This is a genomic window from Pseudomonas sp. KCJK9016, assembly GCF_046231795.1.
Classification (GTDB): Bacteria; Pseudomonadota; Gammaproteobacteria; order Pseudomonadales; family Pseudomonadaceae; genus Aquipseudomonas; species Aquipseudomonas bananamidigenes.
In genome coordinates this window covers 26565-42226 of record NZ_JBJJMM010000003.1, presented here as the reverse complement: position 1 = coordinate 42226, position 15662 = coordinate 26565, and the positions used below count along the sequence as shown (strand labels likewise).

At 60.9% G+C, this 15662-nt stretch carries 12 protein-coding genes; 5 read left to right on the top strand and 7 right to left on the bottom strand.

All coding sequences use genetic code 11. The annotated features are described in order from the left end of the window. Positions 1–12: 12 nt before the first annotated feature. The gene (locus tag ACK6BI_RS03305) at positions 13–1962 is read right to left on the bottom strand and encodes an LTA synthase family protein (protein ID WP_409315986.1); all 1950 of its coding nucleotides are present in this window, start codon (positions 1960–1962) and stop codon (positions 13–15) included. 203 nt (positions 1963–2165) lie between these two features. On the opposite strand from ACK6BI_RS03305, the gene colR reads away from it, so the two are divergent. From colR to ACK6BI_RS03280, 5 genes are all read left to right on the top strand, one after another. After that, on the top strand, positions 2166–2849 hold the full coding sequence (gene colR, locus ACK6BI_RS03300; protein ID WP_065258608.1) for a two-component system response regulator ColR: 684 nt from the start codon (positions 2166–2168) through the stop codon (positions 2847–2849). Further along, a complete protein-coding gene (locus tag ACK6BI_RS03295) occupies positions 2839–4149 on the top strand; it encodes a sensor histidine kinase (protein WP_409315985.1) in 1311 nt (436 codons plus the stop codon). Before colR ends, ACK6BI_RS03295 begins: the two co-directional genes overlap by 11 nt. A 124-nt stretch (positions 4150–4273) precedes the next feature. Beyond that, positions 4274–4942 (top strand): class I SAM-dependent methyltransferase, encoded by a 669-nt coding sequence (locus ACK6BI_RS03290; RefSeq protein ID WP_065258606.1) that lies wholly within the window; start codon positions 4274–4276, stop codon positions 4940–4942. A gap of 4 nt (positions 4943–4946) precedes the next feature. After that, the gene (locus ACK6BI_RS03285) at positions 4947–5660 is read left to right on the top strand and encodes a lipopolysaccharide kinase InaA family protein (protein WP_409315984.1); all 714 of its coding nucleotides are present in this window, start codon (positions 4947–4949) and stop codon (positions 5658–5660) included. Positions 5661–5662: 2 nt separating this feature from the next. Beyond that, positions 5663–5890 carry a hypothetical protein gene (locus ACK6BI_RS03280; RefSeq protein WP_065258604.1) on the top strand — a complete coding sequence of 76 codons (228 nt, stop codon included), beginning with the start codon at positions 5663–5665 and terminating at the stop codon, positions 5888–5890. Between the two features lie 67 nt (positions 5891–5957). On the opposite strand, the gene ACK6BI_RS03275 is transcribed toward ACK6BI_RS03280, so the two are convergent. The 6 genes from ACK6BI_RS03275 to ACK6BI_RS03250 all read right to left on the bottom strand — a co-directional run bounded on the left by ACK6BI_RS03275 (position 5958) and on the right by ACK6BI_RS03250 (position 15514). Beyond that, the gene (locus tag ACK6BI_RS03275) at positions 5958–8999 is read right to left on the bottom strand and encodes a multidrug efflux RND transporter permease subunit (RefSeq protein ID WP_409315983.1); all 3042 of its coding nucleotides are present in this window, start codon (positions 8997–8999) and stop codon (positions 5958–5960) included. Positions 9000–9012: 13 nt separating this feature from the next. Further along, on the bottom strand, positions 9013–10161 hold the full coding sequence (locus ACK6BI_RS03270) for an efflux RND transporter periplasmic adaptor subunit (RefSeq protein ID WP_409315982.1): 1149 nt from the start codon (positions 10159–10161) through the stop codon (positions 9013–9015). 146 nt (positions 10162–10307) lie between these two features. Further along, positions 10308–11408 carry a DUF1513 domain-containing protein gene (locus tag ACK6BI_RS03265; RefSeq protein WP_409315981.1) on the bottom strand — a complete coding sequence of 367 codons (1101 nt, stop codon included), beginning with the start codon at positions 11406–11408 and terminating at the stop codon, positions 10308–10310. Positions 11409–11422: 14 nt separating this feature from the next. After that, positions 11423–12487: an imelysin family protein gene (locus tag ACK6BI_RS03260; protein WP_409315980.1), complete on the bottom strand. Its 1065-nt coding sequence runs from the start codon at positions 12485–12487 to the stop codon at positions 11423–11425. 26 nt (positions 12488–12513) lie between these two features. Then, positions 12514–13941 carry a di-heme oxidoredictase family protein gene (locus ACK6BI_RS03255; RefSeq protein ID WP_409315979.1) on the bottom strand — a complete coding sequence of 476 codons (1428 nt, stop codon included), beginning with the start codon at positions 13939–13941 and terminating at the stop codon, positions 12514–12516. A 229-nt stretch (positions 13942–14170) separates the two neighbouring features. Further along, the gene (locus ACK6BI_RS03250) at positions 14171–15514 is read right to left on the bottom strand and encodes an imelysin family protein (RefSeq protein ID WP_409315978.1); all 1344 of its coding nucleotides are present in this window, start codon (positions 15512–15514) and stop codon (positions 14171–14173) included. Between the last annotated feature and the right edge of the window lie 148 nt (positions 15515–15662).

The window sequence follows — 15662 nt, the reverse complement described above, 5'->3', positions numbered from 1 at the left end:
GAGGCATTTCGATCAGCGTTCACTGACTTGTGGATGGCCCTCTTTGGGGGCTTTCCAGCCAAGCAGCTGTTGCTTGAAGCCATAGCTGGCGGTCTGGTAATACGAGATCGCGCGGCTGATCAGCGGATCGTTGCTGTCGACCCGGGATTCGCGGCTCTCGCTCAGCGCATCGTCATGCCGGCGCAGGCCCTGGCGTGGGCTGAGGATCGCCAGGTCCTTGCCGTCGAACAGGCCCAGGTGCTGATAGTTGCCTACCACGACCCGAGGCGGCAGCGGGTTGTCCTGCAGCAGATTTCGACCGAAGAACGTCGATTGGTAATCCAGGTTCAACAACCCCAGCAGGGTCGGCGCGAGATCGATCTGGCTGGCCAGTTGCGCGTTTTCCCGTGGCTCGATCAGCTTGGGCGCATAGATGAACAGCGGGATCTGGTAGTTGGTGATCGGCAGGTCTTCCTTGCCTGCACTGCCGGCGGTGTGGTCGGCGACGAAGATAAAGATCGTGTTGTCGAACCACGGTTTCTGCCGCGCCTGCTCCAGGAACTGGCCGATGGCGTAGTCGGTGTACTTCACCGCGCCGTCGCGACCGTTACCCGACTTGATGTCGATGCGGTTTTCCGGATAGGTGTAGGGCCGATGGTTGGACGTAGTCATCAACTGCAACAGGAAGGGTTGCTGTCTGGCGTAATCGGCGTCCGCCAGTTTCAGGGTCTGCTTGTACAGATCTTCGTCGGCCATGCCCCAGGCATTCTTGAAGTGGATTTCCGACTCATCGACGCTGCTCTGGTCGACAACGCGATAGCCGTTGCCGCTGAAGAACGCGTTCATATTGTCGAAGTAGCCACGGCCGCCGTAGACGAACACGCTGTCATAGCCGACCGCGCTCAGTTGCTGGCCGAGGCTGGCGAAACCGCTTTCGCGACCGATGCGTTTGACGATCGAACGGCCCGGTGTCGGTGGAATGGCCAGGGTGATGGCTTCCAGACCCCGGTCGGTACGGGTGCCGGTGGCGTAGAAATTGTTGAAGTAAAGGCTCTGCTTGCGCAACGCGTCGAGGTTCGGCGTCAGGTTGCGCCCGTCACCGTTGCTGCCCAGGTATTTGGCACTGAGGCTTTCAATGGTCACCAGCACAATGTTCGGTTTGCGGGTGACACCGGGGTTGTCGATATTGCGGCGGATATCCTGTGGATCCTGACCGACGAAACGGGCATTGGGCTCATTCAGTTCGGCACGCATCTGACTGGCGACTGTATCCGTCGGCAGGCTCTTGTAGAACTGGCTGTAATCCAGCTCGTTATTACGGAATGCGGCGAAGAACTGATACGGGCCATTGCTCGCCAGTTCGTTCTGATAGGCGTTGCCACCCTGGGCGCGCGGTGCGTCCTGGCTGATCAGTTGCAGACTCAGACCCGCCACCACCAACAGCGCCAGCGCATTGAGCAGCCGACCACGCAGTGGCGGCAGCGGGGCGTCGAGTGCGGCATTGAACGGCTTGCGCAGCGCGAAACTCAGCGCGATGGCCAGCACTGCCAGAAGGCTCAGCAACTTGCCGATCGGGTAGGACTCAAGCACGTTGTTCAGCACTTCGTCGGAATACACCAGATAATCGACGGCGATGAAGTTGAAGCGAACCCCGAACTCGTCCCAGAACAGCCATTCGGCCACTGCCGTGAACAACATGGCGTAGAGGCTGACGGTCAGCAGTCCCTGAAGGAACCAGCGGTGACCCCGGCGGCGCCACAGAGCCGGCGGACACAGCAACAGATACAGCCCCATCGGCAGGGCGGCATAGGCGAGGAAGGCCAGGTCGTATACCAGGCCGATGCCGAACACGGACAACGATCCACCACCGGCCTCATTCAGATGAGTCAGCAGCAGAACGATACGGGTGAGGAGGAATACCGCCAGCCAGGTGCCGGTGACCAGTTGCAGATAGCGCATCGGCGCCGTCTTGAGAAAAACCATTGTGTTTAGTTCCTTTTATCAATGGCGCGGGAGTTTCGCGGCGCCACTGTAATCAGGTTGTGAATCGATAGTGAAAACTTTGTTAAAAAATTATTTAAGTCAGGCAAATTCAGCTGTCGGGACGCCAACCCTAGCCCTGAGCCGAAACAGGCCGTAAGCTGCGCGGGCCATGATGGCCGTTACTGTGTACGCAAGAGGTGCCCATGCGAATTCTATTGGTCGAAGACAACCGCGATATCCTGGCCAACCTGGCTGATTACCTGGGCCTGAAGGGCTATACCGTCGATTGCGCCCAGGACGGTCTGTCGGGCCTGCATCTGGCAGCCACCGAACACTATGACCTGATCGTGCTCGACATCATGTTGCCGGGCATCGATGGCTATACCCTGTGCAAACGCCTGCGCGAAGATGCCCGCCGCGACACGCCGGTGATCATGCTCACCGCCCGCGACCAGCTCGATGACCGCCTGCAGGGCTTCAAGTCCGGGGCCGACGATTATCTGGTCAAACCTTTCGCCCTGTCGGAGCTTGCGGCGCGAGTCGAGGCGGTGATGCGCCGGACCCAGGGCGGCGGTCGTCGCTCCCTGCAGGTCGGCGACCTGAGTTACGACCTCGACACGCTTGAAGTGACCCGCGAAGGCAAATTGCTCAAGCTCAACCCGGTCGGCCTGAAACTGCTCGCGGTATTAATGCAGAAAAGCCCGCATGTGCTGCGTCGGGAAATTCTCGAAGAAGCCCTGTGGGGCGATGACTGCCCGGACAGCGACAGCCTGCGCAGCCACGTCCACCAGTTGCGCCAGGTGATCGACAAGCCTTTCGCCAAACCACTGCTGCACACCGTGCACGGCGTCGGCTATCGCCTGGCCGAGGGCCGCGATGGAGTTTAAGCAAAGCCTTGCCCAGAGGATCATCATCGCTTTTGCGTTGATGAGTGCGCTGGTGGCAGGGGCCTTCGCCATGGGCATCGTCGCGACGGTGCACCTGGTGGAAGAAAAACTGATCTCTGCCGGGCTGGGCGGCGACCTGCAGCGTCTGTTGCTGATGGACAATGTCTCGGACTGGAGCCACCGGCCGGAGCCGGATCAGCTGTTCTATTTCAGCGGCGGTCCTGGCGACTTCGAGCTGCCCAAGGATCTGCGGCACCTGGACTCGGGGTTCCACGAAGTTTTCCGCGAACAGCTGTCGTATCACGCCATGGTCGAAATCGTCGATGGCCGACGCTATGTGTTGCTGCAGGATCAAAGCGATTTCGAAGAGCGTGAGCGCGTGCTGTTCGCTGTGGTGCTGGTGGGCTTCGTGCTCAGTCTGGCGCTGGCGGTGTTCCTGGGCTGGGTGCTGGCGCGCAAGGTGATGGCGCCCGTGGTACGGCTGGCGCGTCAGGTGCGTCACCGCGATCAGTTACTGGGGCTGGCCCCGCCGCTGGCCCCGGACTACGCCGCCGATGAAGTGGGCGAGCTGGCGGTGGCCTTCGATGCGACGTTGGGGCGTCTGCGCCAGGCACTGACCCGCGAGCGGCTGTTCACCAGTGATGTCAGCCATGAGCTGCGTACGCCTTTGATGGTGTTGGCCAGTTCCTGTGAGTTGCTGCTGGAAAACCCGGACATCGATCAGCGCGGTCGTGCCCAGGTCGAGCGGATTGCCCGAGCCAGCGAAGAAATGCGCGAACTGGTGCAGACTTTCCTGATGCTGGCCCGCGCTCAGCGCGAAGATGCGGGGGCGGGGCCCCGGCACAGCCTCGGTCAGGTGGCGGACAATTTGTTGGGCCTGTGGCGCGAGCCGATCGAATCCAAGGGGCTGAAGCTGATTTTCGAACCGGGCAACCCGCCGGACACCCCTTACAACGCCACGTTGCTCAATGCGGTAATGGGCAATCTGCTGCGTAACGCATTGCACTACACCGAGCAGGGTTTCATCCGGTTGACGCTCAATGCCAACGGTTTTGTGGTCGAAGACTCGGGCGTGGGCATTCCCGAGGAGAAACGTCAGGAGATGTTCAAACCTTTCGTGCGCGGTAATGAAAAACGCGGAGAAGGCCTTGGTCTCGGGCTTTCACTGGTTCAACGTATCTGCGAAAACCAGGGTTGGAGCGTCAGTTTGAGTACGATGGAGCCCAATGGCTGCCGTTTCGAAGTAGATCTTGGCAAACGCGAATCCCTCCCAAACAGCACAAAAAAGCTGCCAACCTGAACAAATGCTGTATAACCTTGAAATAGTTCGTGGGTTTACGCGACGTTTTTTTCACAAAGGGATGACCTGACGCTGACACGTCCCTGCATAAGGTGGGGATATCAGCAATTCAGGAGTCCCGATAATGGCCGGCCCGATCAAGCTCGATTTTTCCGAGAAGTACGACGATAACCATGCGCAGAAATATCTGCGCAAGCACCAAGATGGTCTGGGACGTCGCCTGTCCAACTGGCGTGATCAACAGTTGGCCCGCAAGGCGTTGACTCTGGTCGGCGAACCGGGACTGGTGCTGGATCTGCCGTGCGGTGCCGGGCGTTTCTGGCCGTTGCTGGCAGAAAAACCCAATCGGGTAATCATCGGGGCAGACAATTCCGAGTCGATGATCAGGACGGCGATGCAGGCGCAGCCGGCGGACGTGGTGAAGCGGGTGCAACCCTTGCACACGTCGGCGTTCGACATTGCCTTGCCTGACAATGCCGTGGACAGCATTTTCTGCATGCGTCTGCTGCACCACATCGGCGAAGCCGAACATCGGCAGGCCATTCTGCGTGAATTCGAACGCGTGACCCGGGACAGTGTGATCATTTCGTTGTGGGTGGATGGCAATTTCAAGGCCTGGAAACGCAAGCGCGCCGAGAAACGGCGCGGACAGGAAGGTTACCAGAACCGGTTTGTGTTACCGGCCGCTACGGTTGAAAAGGAATTCGAAGCGGCAGGATTCAGGATCCAGGAACAACTGGACTTCATTCCGCTCTATGCCATGTGGCGAGTTTACGTATTACGCAAGAGGTAAGAGGATGGCAGTGCAATTTGCAGCAGAAACGGAAGTCGCTCCCCAGGATCGCTTCGACTATTACTGGAACCAGCGCGGTGAATGGGTAGAAGAACCCAACGTGCGTCGTGGTGGCGAAAGTGGAGTGCAGCGAGTGGTGGGGCGCGATGGGCAACTGCTGTATGCCAAACGCCAGACAGGACATATCTATCGCAGTTGGCTGCACCCCTTCGGGCGGCCGACCGTATTGCGTGAACTCGATGCGCTGACCGGCGTGACCCGGTTGGGCGTCCGGGTACCGGAAGTCGTTTTTTGTGGTGCGCAGCCCGATCCAGAGCACAAGTGGCGGGCGTTGCTGGTCACCAAATCGCTGGACGGTTTCCAGGAACTTGAACAGTGGGAAGCGGGAGGCGGTCGCGAGCGACACGGTGAAGCCGTGTATGAACGCGTGCTCAAGGACCTCGCCGAGAATCTGGCCCGCATGCACAAGGGCCGCTGGCAGCACAGCTGCATTTATATCAAGCACGTTTTTGTCAGTGTCACCGGCGAGGGTGAGTCGGCCAACGTCCAAGTGGCGCTGATCGATCTGGAAAAATGCCGCCAGCGCCTGACCGCTTATCGTGCGGCGTCCCACGACATGAAACAATTGCGTCGCCACTCGTCGTTCAGCCCTACGGACTGGAAAAAACTCGTCTATTTTTACGAGACGGCGTTTGGCAGCGCTATCAAGGGTTTATAGCGATGAAACTAGAAATTGCGCGAGGTTTGTTTCTGGTAGGAGCCTTGGCAGTTGCATCATTGGCGGTGGCGGCCTGGGAACAGCCACAAATGCAGGTGATCGGCAAATCGGGCAACGATGCCCATTGCCCGATGCCACGGGTGGCCAAGGCCACCGTGGCCACTCAACCGGACCATGATCTGCTGCTGTTCATGTTCGGGCTTTCTCAACGGATGAGGCCGCAGAGTTGAATCGATTGAAGCCTCTTTCTACAAGAGCCAAAGGCCTTGCATATGCGAGGCCTTTTTTATTGCGGCATCAGCTGGAAGTGGAAGGCTTGGGGTCGGGGCTGGCCAGCAGGGTATAGACACAGGGCAGAACAAACAGGGTAAACAGTGTCCCGATCGACATCCCGGTGGCAATCACCGTACCGATATCAAAACGACTGACCGCGCCGGCACCTGTGGCCACGATCAGTGGCACCATGCCGAACACCATCGCGGCAGTGGTCATCAGCACCGGCCGCAAGCGAATGGCTGCCGCTTCCTCCACGGCTTCCCGAGCCGTCAGCCCCTTTTCCTTGCGCAACTGATTGGCAAACTCGACGATCAGGATCCCGTGCTTGCTGATCAGGCCGATCAGCGTCACCAGGCCGACCTGAGTGTAGATGTTCATGCTCGACCAGCCGAGGAACAGCGGGATCAACGCCCCGCAGATCGACAGCGGTACGGTCACCAGGATCACCAGCGGATCGCGGAAGCTCTCGAACTGGGCGGCCAGTACCAGGAAAATGATCGCCAGCGCCAGGGCGAAAGTGACCCATAGCGCGCTGCCTTCCTGCACGAACTGCCGTGAGGCGCCGCCATAGTCGAAGGCAAACCCGGCAGGAGCTTCTTCCCGGGCGATCTGCAACACGCTGTCGATGGCTTCGCCCATGCTGACCAGCGGAAATCCGGACAGCTTCGCCGCATTGAGCTGCTGGAACTGATTGAGCTGTCGCGGTCGTGCCCGGTCGGTCACGGTGATAAGGGTCGACAGGGGCAACAAGTCGCCCTGGGTGTTTTTCACGTAGTAATTGTTCAGCCAGTCCGGATTGTCGCGATAGGCCCGCTCGACTTGGGCGATGACCTTGTAGCTGCGCCCTTCGATGGTGAAACGGTTGATTTCCGCCTCGCCCAGCAAGGTGGCGAGCGTGCCGCCCAGATCCTGCATCGAGACGCCCATCTGTGCTGCCTTGGCACGGTCGATATCGACCACGACTTCCGGTTTGTCGAAGGCCAGATCCAGGTCGACGAACGCGAACTTGCCCGACTCCATCGCACGTTTCTTGATCCGGTCGGCCACCTGCAGCAACGGCTCGTAGTCATTGGCGGTGTTGATCACGAACTCGAACGGCAGACCTTCACCGGTGCCAGGCAGGGAGGGCAGGTTGAAACCGAAGATCTGCAGGCCTGGAATGCTGCCGAGCTTGCCCTGGACTTCAGGAAGGATCTGCATCTGGGTACGGTGGCGTTCGTTCCATGGCTTGAGCAGGAAGCCGCCGATGCCGCTCTGCACACCGTTGTAGCCATTGATCTGGAACGATGAGTAGTACTCCGGGAATTCCTTGAAGATCTTCACGAATTCTTCGGTATAAGTGTTCAGGTAATCGAGGTTGGTCGGTTGCGGTGCGTTGGCCATCATGAAAATGATGCCCTGGTCTTCATCCGGCGCCAGTTCCGATTTGGTGAACTTGAGCAGCACCGGAATCAGGCACAGCACGATCACCGCGAACACCAGCACCACCGGGCGCGTATCGAGAGTGCCGTGCAGCATGCGCTGATAACGGCGCTTGAGGCTGTCGAAGATACTGTCGAGTCGATGGGCAAGGCCGGTGGGGTTTTCCTCGTGGCGCAACAGCAGTGCGCACATCATCGGCGACAAAGTCAGGGCGACGATGCCGGAAATCACCACGGCGCCGGCCAGGGTCAACGCGAACTCCTTGAACAACGCACCGGTCAGCCCGGTGAGGAAACCGATCGGTGCATACACCGCCGCCAGGGTGATGGTCATCGACACCACCGGCATCGCGATTTCCCGGGCACCCTCCAGAGCGGCCTCCAGCGGTGTCTTGCCTTCCTCGATATGCCGGTGGATGTTTTCCACCACGACGATGGCGTCGTCCACCACCAGCCCGATTGCCAGCACCATTGCCAGCAGGGTCAGCAGGTTGATCGAGTAACCCATCATCTGCATGAAGAACATCACGCCGATCATCGACAGCGGGATGGTCACCACCGGGATCACCACCGAACGCAGGGCGCCGAGGAACAGGAACACCACCACGATCACGATCAGCACCGCCTCGAACAGGGTTTTCACCACCTCGTCGATGGACGCCTGGATGAACAGCGTGGCGTCGTAGGCGATCTCGCTCTTGAGGTTGGGCGGCAACTGGGCTTCCAGTTCCGGCATGATCTTGCGCACTTCCTTGATCACGTCCAGCGGGTTGGCCCCAGGGGTAGCCTTGATGCCGATGTACACCGACGGCGTACCGCCGAAGGAACTGATGGAGTTGTAGTTCTCCGCCCCCATTTCCACCCGCGCCACATCGCTCAGCAGTACGCGGCTGTCTCCATTGACCTTGAGCGGAATCTTGCCGAATGCCTCGGCGGACTTCAGCTCAGTGTTGGCGTTGATGCTGGTGACCACGTATTCGCCTTTCACTTCGCCGGCGGCGGAGAGGAAGTTGTACTGGCGCACGGCATTGGTCACGTCGCTTGCGCTGAGGCCGAATCCGGCGAGCTTCACCGGGTCTATCCACAGACGCATGGCGAACACCTGGTTACCCAGAATCTCGGCTTCGGCCATGCCCGGCAGGGTCGCCAGTTTTGGCTGGATCACCCGTGACAGGTAGTCGGTGATCTGCGGGTTGCTCAACTCCTTGCTGAAGAAGCTGATGTACATCAGCGCCGAGGCATCGGCGGACTCCTTGCTCAGCACCGGGTCTTCGGCGTCCTGCGGCAGTTTGTTCTTGACCTCGTTGGCCTTGGCCAGCAGTTCGGTGAACAGACGATCGCTGTTGGAGCCGATGCGTGCATAGATCGAGATCACCGAGAAGTTCTGGCGGCTGACCGAGGTCATGTAGTCGATGCCCTCGGCACTCGCCAGGCTCTGTTGCATCGGCTGGGTGATATAGCCCTGAATGGTTTCGGCGTTGGCTCCTGGATAAGCGGTGGTCACCGTGATCAGGGCGTTTTCCATTTGTGGGTATTGGCGCAGCGGCAGCTTGCTCCAGGCCTGGAAGCCCAGCAGCACAATCAGCAGGCTGACCACGGTGGCGAGCACCGGGCGGCGAATGAACGGATCGGTAAAGGCCATGGGGGTTCCTTGATCAGTCGACGCGGCGCGGACTGTTCTGTTCGCCGAGGGTCTTGTCTTCGCTGATGGCGATGTGGGCACCGTTGTCCAGTTTGATCTGGCCGGCCGTCACCACTTGTTCGCCGCTCTGCACGCCCTTGTTGATCATCACCAGGCCATCACGGCGTTCACCGGTCTCGATGAAGCGGCGCTCGGCGATCAGTACCGGCTGGCCCTGGTCGTCCTTCTCGACGCCGCCGTCCTCGGCTTTCTTCTGTCCGACCACGTACAGCGAGTTGCCGTAGAGGGTGTAGGTGACAGCGCTCTCCGGTACCACGACGTGCTTCTGCGGATCCGGCAACAGGACTTCGAGGCTGGCGAACATGCCCGGCAGCAACTTGCCGTCAGGGTTGGCCAGCGTCGCGCGAACCAGAATGTTGCGGGTGGTGCTTTCGACGATCGGGTTGATGGCGCTGATGGCGCCGGGGAAGTTCTGCCCGGGGTAAGCCGCGACCGAGATCTGGACCGGCTGACCGATGGCCAGTTTCGGCACGGATTGCTCAGGCACGTAAAAGTCGGCGTAGAGGCTGCTCAGATCCTGCAGGGTGGCGATTTTCGTACCGCTGGCGAGGTAGTCGCCGACGTCCACCTGACGGATGCCGATGGTGCCGCTGAAGGGGGCGACGATGCGTTTTTTCGCCAGCGATGCATTGAGCTGATTGACCGTTGCGCGGTTCTTTTGCAGGACCGCCGAGAGCCGGTCGTATTCGCCTTTGGAAATGGCGCTGCTGCCCACCAGCTGACTGCCGCGACCGAAATCCAGTTGCGCCAGGCCGAGGTCGGCCTTGGCGGTTTCCAGCAGGGCGGACTCGACAGCGCTGTCGAGTTGCAGCAACGGTTGCCCGGCCTTGACCTTCTGCCCCGATTCGAATTTCAGCTCGGTGACGGTGCCGGCGACTTCCAGGCTCAGCTCGACGCCTTGCAGCGCCTTCAACGTGCCAACGGTGGGCAGACGCATCTGCCACGGGCGCTCGGTGGCAGTGGCCACGGCGACGCTGATCGGCGGCTTCGGTTTGGCAAAGCCCTGGATCATGGTGTAGATCGAGAAGGCCTTGTAACCGGCGAGAAGCAGAACGATCAGCAGTACAACACCCAACATGATCAGCATGCGGCGACGCAGCATATTCCAGTTCCTTGGAGAAAATCAGGCGAGACAGGCGGGCACATTACCCCGACTCCGGCAGGGATTCCAACTGCCAGTTTTTACAGGGTAGGAGGGGATGAGGTGGAGAAAGGAAGCACCGCCGACCGGACGGTCGGCGGCGATCTTCAGGCCATCAGGTGCAGATGGTTGTCCCAGAGCCCTGCGGGCAGATCCAGCGGTTTGGCCAGCAGTTCATCCTGGCGGCAATCGTAGTAGCGGCAACGTCCTTGCCCCGAAGTCACGACAAAGCCGTCTTTCACCGCACCGACGCCGGCGCAGTCGGGCAGCGGTGCGTCGAGGCGCACTTCGCCACTGTCCAGATCCCAGATGAAGAAGCGGTTGCCACGCGGCGCGGTCAGCGCCACCAGACGCAGTTCGCTGTGCACGGCGACGCTGGCGGTGTAGTGCCCCATTGACTGCAACTGATGCTCCGGCACCGGAAACGCCACGAACGGCTGGCCCGGACGCTTGATCGCCAGCAGTTCGGAGCGCTCCTGGGAAGGCCCCATGAACTGCTGACCGGCGACGATGGTGCCGTCGCTGGCGATGCCCAGATGACGCACGCTGTTCATCTGCTGGGCGAGGGTTTCCTTGCTCAGCAGGGTGCCGTCGCGTTGCATCAGCACCAGGCTCGGCTCCATGGCATCCAGGTTCATGTCGACCCGGCTTTCGGCTTCGGTGCGGATTCCGCCGTTGGCCACCACCAGGGTTTCGCCATCGGGCATCCACGACACCTGATGGGGGCCGAGGCCATGGGTGGAAATCTCGCCGCTGTGCACCAGCCGTTCGCCCTCGAACCTGTACACGCCGAGCAAGCCCCGGCCCGGATCGCTGGTGTCGTTTTCGGTGGCATACAGATAGTCGCCGCTGTGGTGGATCACCGCGTGGCCGTAGAAATGCCGGTTCGGCTGCGAAGTCACGGTCTGCAGCAAGTTACCGTCGCGCAGATCGATCAGGTAGCTCTCGGTGCCCGGACGCCGGGCGACGAACAGCGCGATCGGCAGCGTCGGGTGATTGATGATGTCGTGGCAGCGCTGGCCGACTTCGGTGGCGAACACCCGGGTGCCGTCCAGCCGATAACCGACGGCGTAGTGCCTGCCGTCGGTGTCGTCCCGCGCCGACAGCAGCAGCGGGCTCTGATCCTTGCGCTTGAACAGCGTCCAGCCGCCCAGTGTCACTGCTCCCAGCAGCAAACTACCTAAAGTCAGAGCCTGGCGTCGCAGCATGGCACTTGCCCTCATCAGTCACCGTCGTTGGCGTTGAAGCCCAGTTGGATGCCCAGCGCCTTGGCCAGTTCGCCTTCGTGCAGGCGATGGACGACGTTGAGGCTGTCATAGATGTCGTTGAGCTGCTGGCGACCGGCGTCGTCTTCGAGCATTTCGGTCAGCGAGCGCTGAGTGCTGCCGAACAGCTTGAGCGAGGCCGCGTACGCCGCGTCGATCTTGTCCGCGAGTGGTTTCTGCTCGGCAGGCAGCAAGCCGCGCAGGCCTTTGTTGTCGACGCCTTCCCAGACGGTTTTGGCAGCGGCCAGGCTGGCTTCCATCGCTGTCAGCGACGACTGGCTGCGCCATGCATCGGCCTGGAACGGTTGCGGCACACCTTTGCTCTGGCGGCCCATCGGGGTGCCGAGTTTTTTCTTCAGGGTGTCGAGGGCGGTGACCTGTACCCGCAGCAGATCGGCGATCGCCTCGTGGGAATCGGCGTAGCGCTGGTTGGGGAACTTGCTCATCTGCGCGAGCATGCCGTCAGTGTTGTTCCAGTTGCTCAGGATCTCTTCAGCCAGTTGTTTCTGGCGTTCGCCGATGGCCACCAGCAACGGGCAGTATCTGGCCTTCTGTGCGTCGTTGGCCACGTCAGGCTTGGCGTCGAACAGGATGTATTCGTAGGCCGACAACCCCTGGACCACAACACTGGACTTGGCCAAAGCGGCGGCATCGATCTGCGGCTGGCTGCTGACCAGTTGCTCGACCTGACGGCCGACCAGGTTTTTCTTGTCCGGCCAGAACTGCACCTGCCACGAACGGTTGCCTTCGGACAGCGGGCCGATCAGTAGCGGTTGCAGCTCGGCCCAGGCTTTCTGCGCGTGCAGGAAGTCGGCGCGGGCGGTTTCCAGATTTTCCTTGCCCTGGCAGTAGGCGAGGGCGCTGACGGCCAGTTGCCGGTCAGCCTCGACCCAGCGGGTGTAGGTCGGCAGGATCACCGACTTGGCGATCGCGGCCGAGGTGACGGCTTGCGGATCCTGCGGCGAGCAGGCGCCGAGGGCCAGTGCGGCAAGGCTGGTGAACAACAGCTTGGGACGGAACATGTCGGGCTCCCGATTCTTTTAAGTGTTTAAAGTGAATTCAAGAACGCCAGCAGCGCGGCACGCTGCCCGGCATTGAAAGACAAAACCTGTTGCTGCGCCGCCCGGGCTTCGCCGCCATGCCAGAGCACGGCTTCAAGCAGGTTGCGCGCGCGGCCGTCATGCAGGAACTGGGTGTGACCGCTGACCGCCTGTGTCAGGCCGATGCCCCACAACGGCGGCGTGCGCCAGTCGCGGCCGCTGGCCTGGAATTCGCTGCGGTTGTCCGCCAGGCCCTCGCCCATGTCATGCAGCAACAGATCGCTGTACGGACGAATCACTTGATTGGCCAGTTCAGGTTCGGCCGCGTTGGCGGCGGTGGTGTATTTCGGTGTGTGGCAGGACTGGCAGCCCGCCTGGAAAAACAGATTCTTGCCGGCCAGCACCTGCGCATCGTTGACGTTCCGGCGGGCGGGAACGGCCAGGTTGCGGGTGTAAAACAGTACCAGGCGCAGGATGTTGTCGCTGACTTCCGGTTCGCCGTCCGGGCCATTGCCATTGGGCGCCTGTTTACAGGCGGTTTGCGCATCGGTGCAGTCATCGAACGGTCGCAGACGGGTCGTGAGGCCCATGTCTCCTGAGAACGCGTGAACATTTTGCTGATTGAGATTCGGTTGCCCGGCTTTCCAGCCAAATCGGCCCATTACGGTCTTTTGCTGCTCGTCGTCCCAGACCCGGTTGGGTCGGCCGTTGATGCCGTTGTTCTCTTTGGCCTGCGCGGTGGCGTTGGCGAGGATGGCTTCTTCCGGAATGGCTTCGAGCAGGCCCAAACCGATCATCGGCGGCGCGACCCGTGCAGAGAAACGTGTGTCCGGGTGCATCGGGCCGTAGCCGAGCTGGCTGAACTGCAGGACCGGTTTGCGCAGCTCGACTTCGGTGCCGTCCTTGAAGCGCACGGGCACCGGCGTGTAATCGACCCGCACCTTGCCTTCCGGCGCCACGCCCGGGATCGCCATGTCCTGGAACTGCCCGCCGTACACGGGCTCCGGCACCACCCCGACCTGCTCGATCAACCTGGCGTACTGCGGCGCATCGGGAATCGACAGACGCACCAGCATTGACACGGCGTTGGGTGCATCCGGCGTCGGTGGATGGCCGCGCCCGTCCTTGATGTGACAACCCTGGCAGGCGTTGGTGTTGAACAGCGGGCCGAGGCCATCACGGGCGGTGGTGGTCGATGGTGCGATCACCCAAGGGCTGCGAAAGAAACTGTTGCCGACGCTGAAGTCCACGCGGCGCGAGGGCGGCAGATTGGCCGAGGGCAGGGAAAATGCATTCTGATCCGTCTTGCGCACGGTCGCCGCGCCGCCGGAACGGGCCTCGCCGGGTTCGGCCTTGGTGAAACGCGGGGCGTCATCGCAAGCACTCAGGCCCAGGGCCAGAAACAGTGCGGACAAGCGAAGAGGCAACGACGGCATCAGACTTCCTGCGGACGGGCAAAAATAAAGGCGCAAAGTCTAACAGGGCGTGGGAGTTTGAATAAGAGGAATTATCGTTTGCTTGATTTGTGGCAACTATGAAGGATTGATCGTTCCCACGCTCTGCGTGGGAACGCAGAGCGTGCGTTGAGACATTTCCACGCAGAGCGTGGGAACGATCAGCAAAAAAAGGCGACCCGAAGGTCGCCTTTTTTACCGGACGCTGTGATCAGAACTCGTGATCGGCGTTGTCCGGGTTCAGGTCGCTGATGCCCAGTTTGCCGGCAGCCGCTTCGATCGAGGCGGTCTGCTTGACCAGCGAGGCGATGGCGTCACGGACGATCTGGTTGCCGGCGGTGTTGCCGGCGGCGATCAACTGGTCGTAGTGCTCACCCTTGTTGGCGTGATCGACCATGACCTGGATCCTGGCTTCGGTAGCGGCCAGATCGTTTTTCAGTGCGGTGTCGGTAGCCGGGTCAACCTTGGCCACCAGCGAAGACAGGCTCGGGCCGGTCATTTTGGTGCCGTCGACGCGGGTGTATTCACCCAGATAAACGTTGCGAATGCCCTTGGCATCGTAGAAATGCGAGTTGTGGGTGTTGTCGCTGAAGCAGTCCTGTTCGTCTTCCGGGGAGTTCGCTTCCAGTGACACCTTCATGCGCTCGCCGGCCAGCTCGCCCAAAGACAGGCTGCCCATGCCGAACAGCATTTTGCGCAGGCCGCTTTCAGCCGGCTCGGCTTCCAGGGTGGCGCGGTAGTTGTCGGCCACGTTCGGTTTCCAGTTGCCGACCATTTCTTCCAGGTCGCTGACCAGCAGCTGGGTCACGGCTTTCAGGTAGGCACGACGACGATCGTTGTGACCGCCGGTGGCGCCGGCGCCCTCCAGGTAGTCCGAGGCCGGACGGTTGCCGGCGCCCGGGCCGGTGCCGTTCAGGTCCTGGCCCCAGAGCAGGAATTCGATGGCGTGGTAGCCGGTGGCGACGTTGGCTTCGGAACCGCCCAGCTCGTTCAGGCTGGCGAGTTTTTCCGGAGTGATGTCCTTGACGTCGACCTTGTCTTCGCCGACCTGCACTTCAGTGTTGGCAATGATGTTGGCGGTGGCGCCCGGATTGCCCAGTGCGTGTTCGTAGGATTTGTCGACGTAGTCGATCAGACCTTCATCCAGAGGCCAGGAGTTAACCTGGCCTTCCCAGTCGTCGATGATGGTGTTGCCGAAGCGGAACACTTCACTTTGCAGGTAAGGAACGCGGGCGGCGATCCAGGCTTCGCGCGCGGCTTTGAGCGTGTCGGCGTTCGGTTTGGCGAGAAACGCATCGATAGCGGTCTGCAGGGTTTTCGCAGTGGATTCGGCATCGCTGTAGACGGCGAAGACCATGTCGGCGTAGTGCGCGACCACAGCCTTGGCGGCGGCTTCGTCGACTTTACCGGCAGCGGCAGGTGCAGCCGGTGCGGCGGTGCTGGCGGCTGGCGTCGGCGCAGCCGGAGCGGCGGCCTTGTCTTTGCCTTCGCCGCAACCGGCGAGGGAAATGGCAATGGCCAGCAGACTGGCGGTAGCCAGAGGCATACGAATCATGGCGAACATCCTGCTTCGGTAATTGAGTGGACAGGCGCTTGGGTGCGCAAAAGCTGCGACATAATGCAAATCTTTCGCATTATGTGTAAAGGGTTGCAGCTGGAAATATTTCTTGTTTGCGCAGGGGTTGCTTTGGATCAACGGCGCC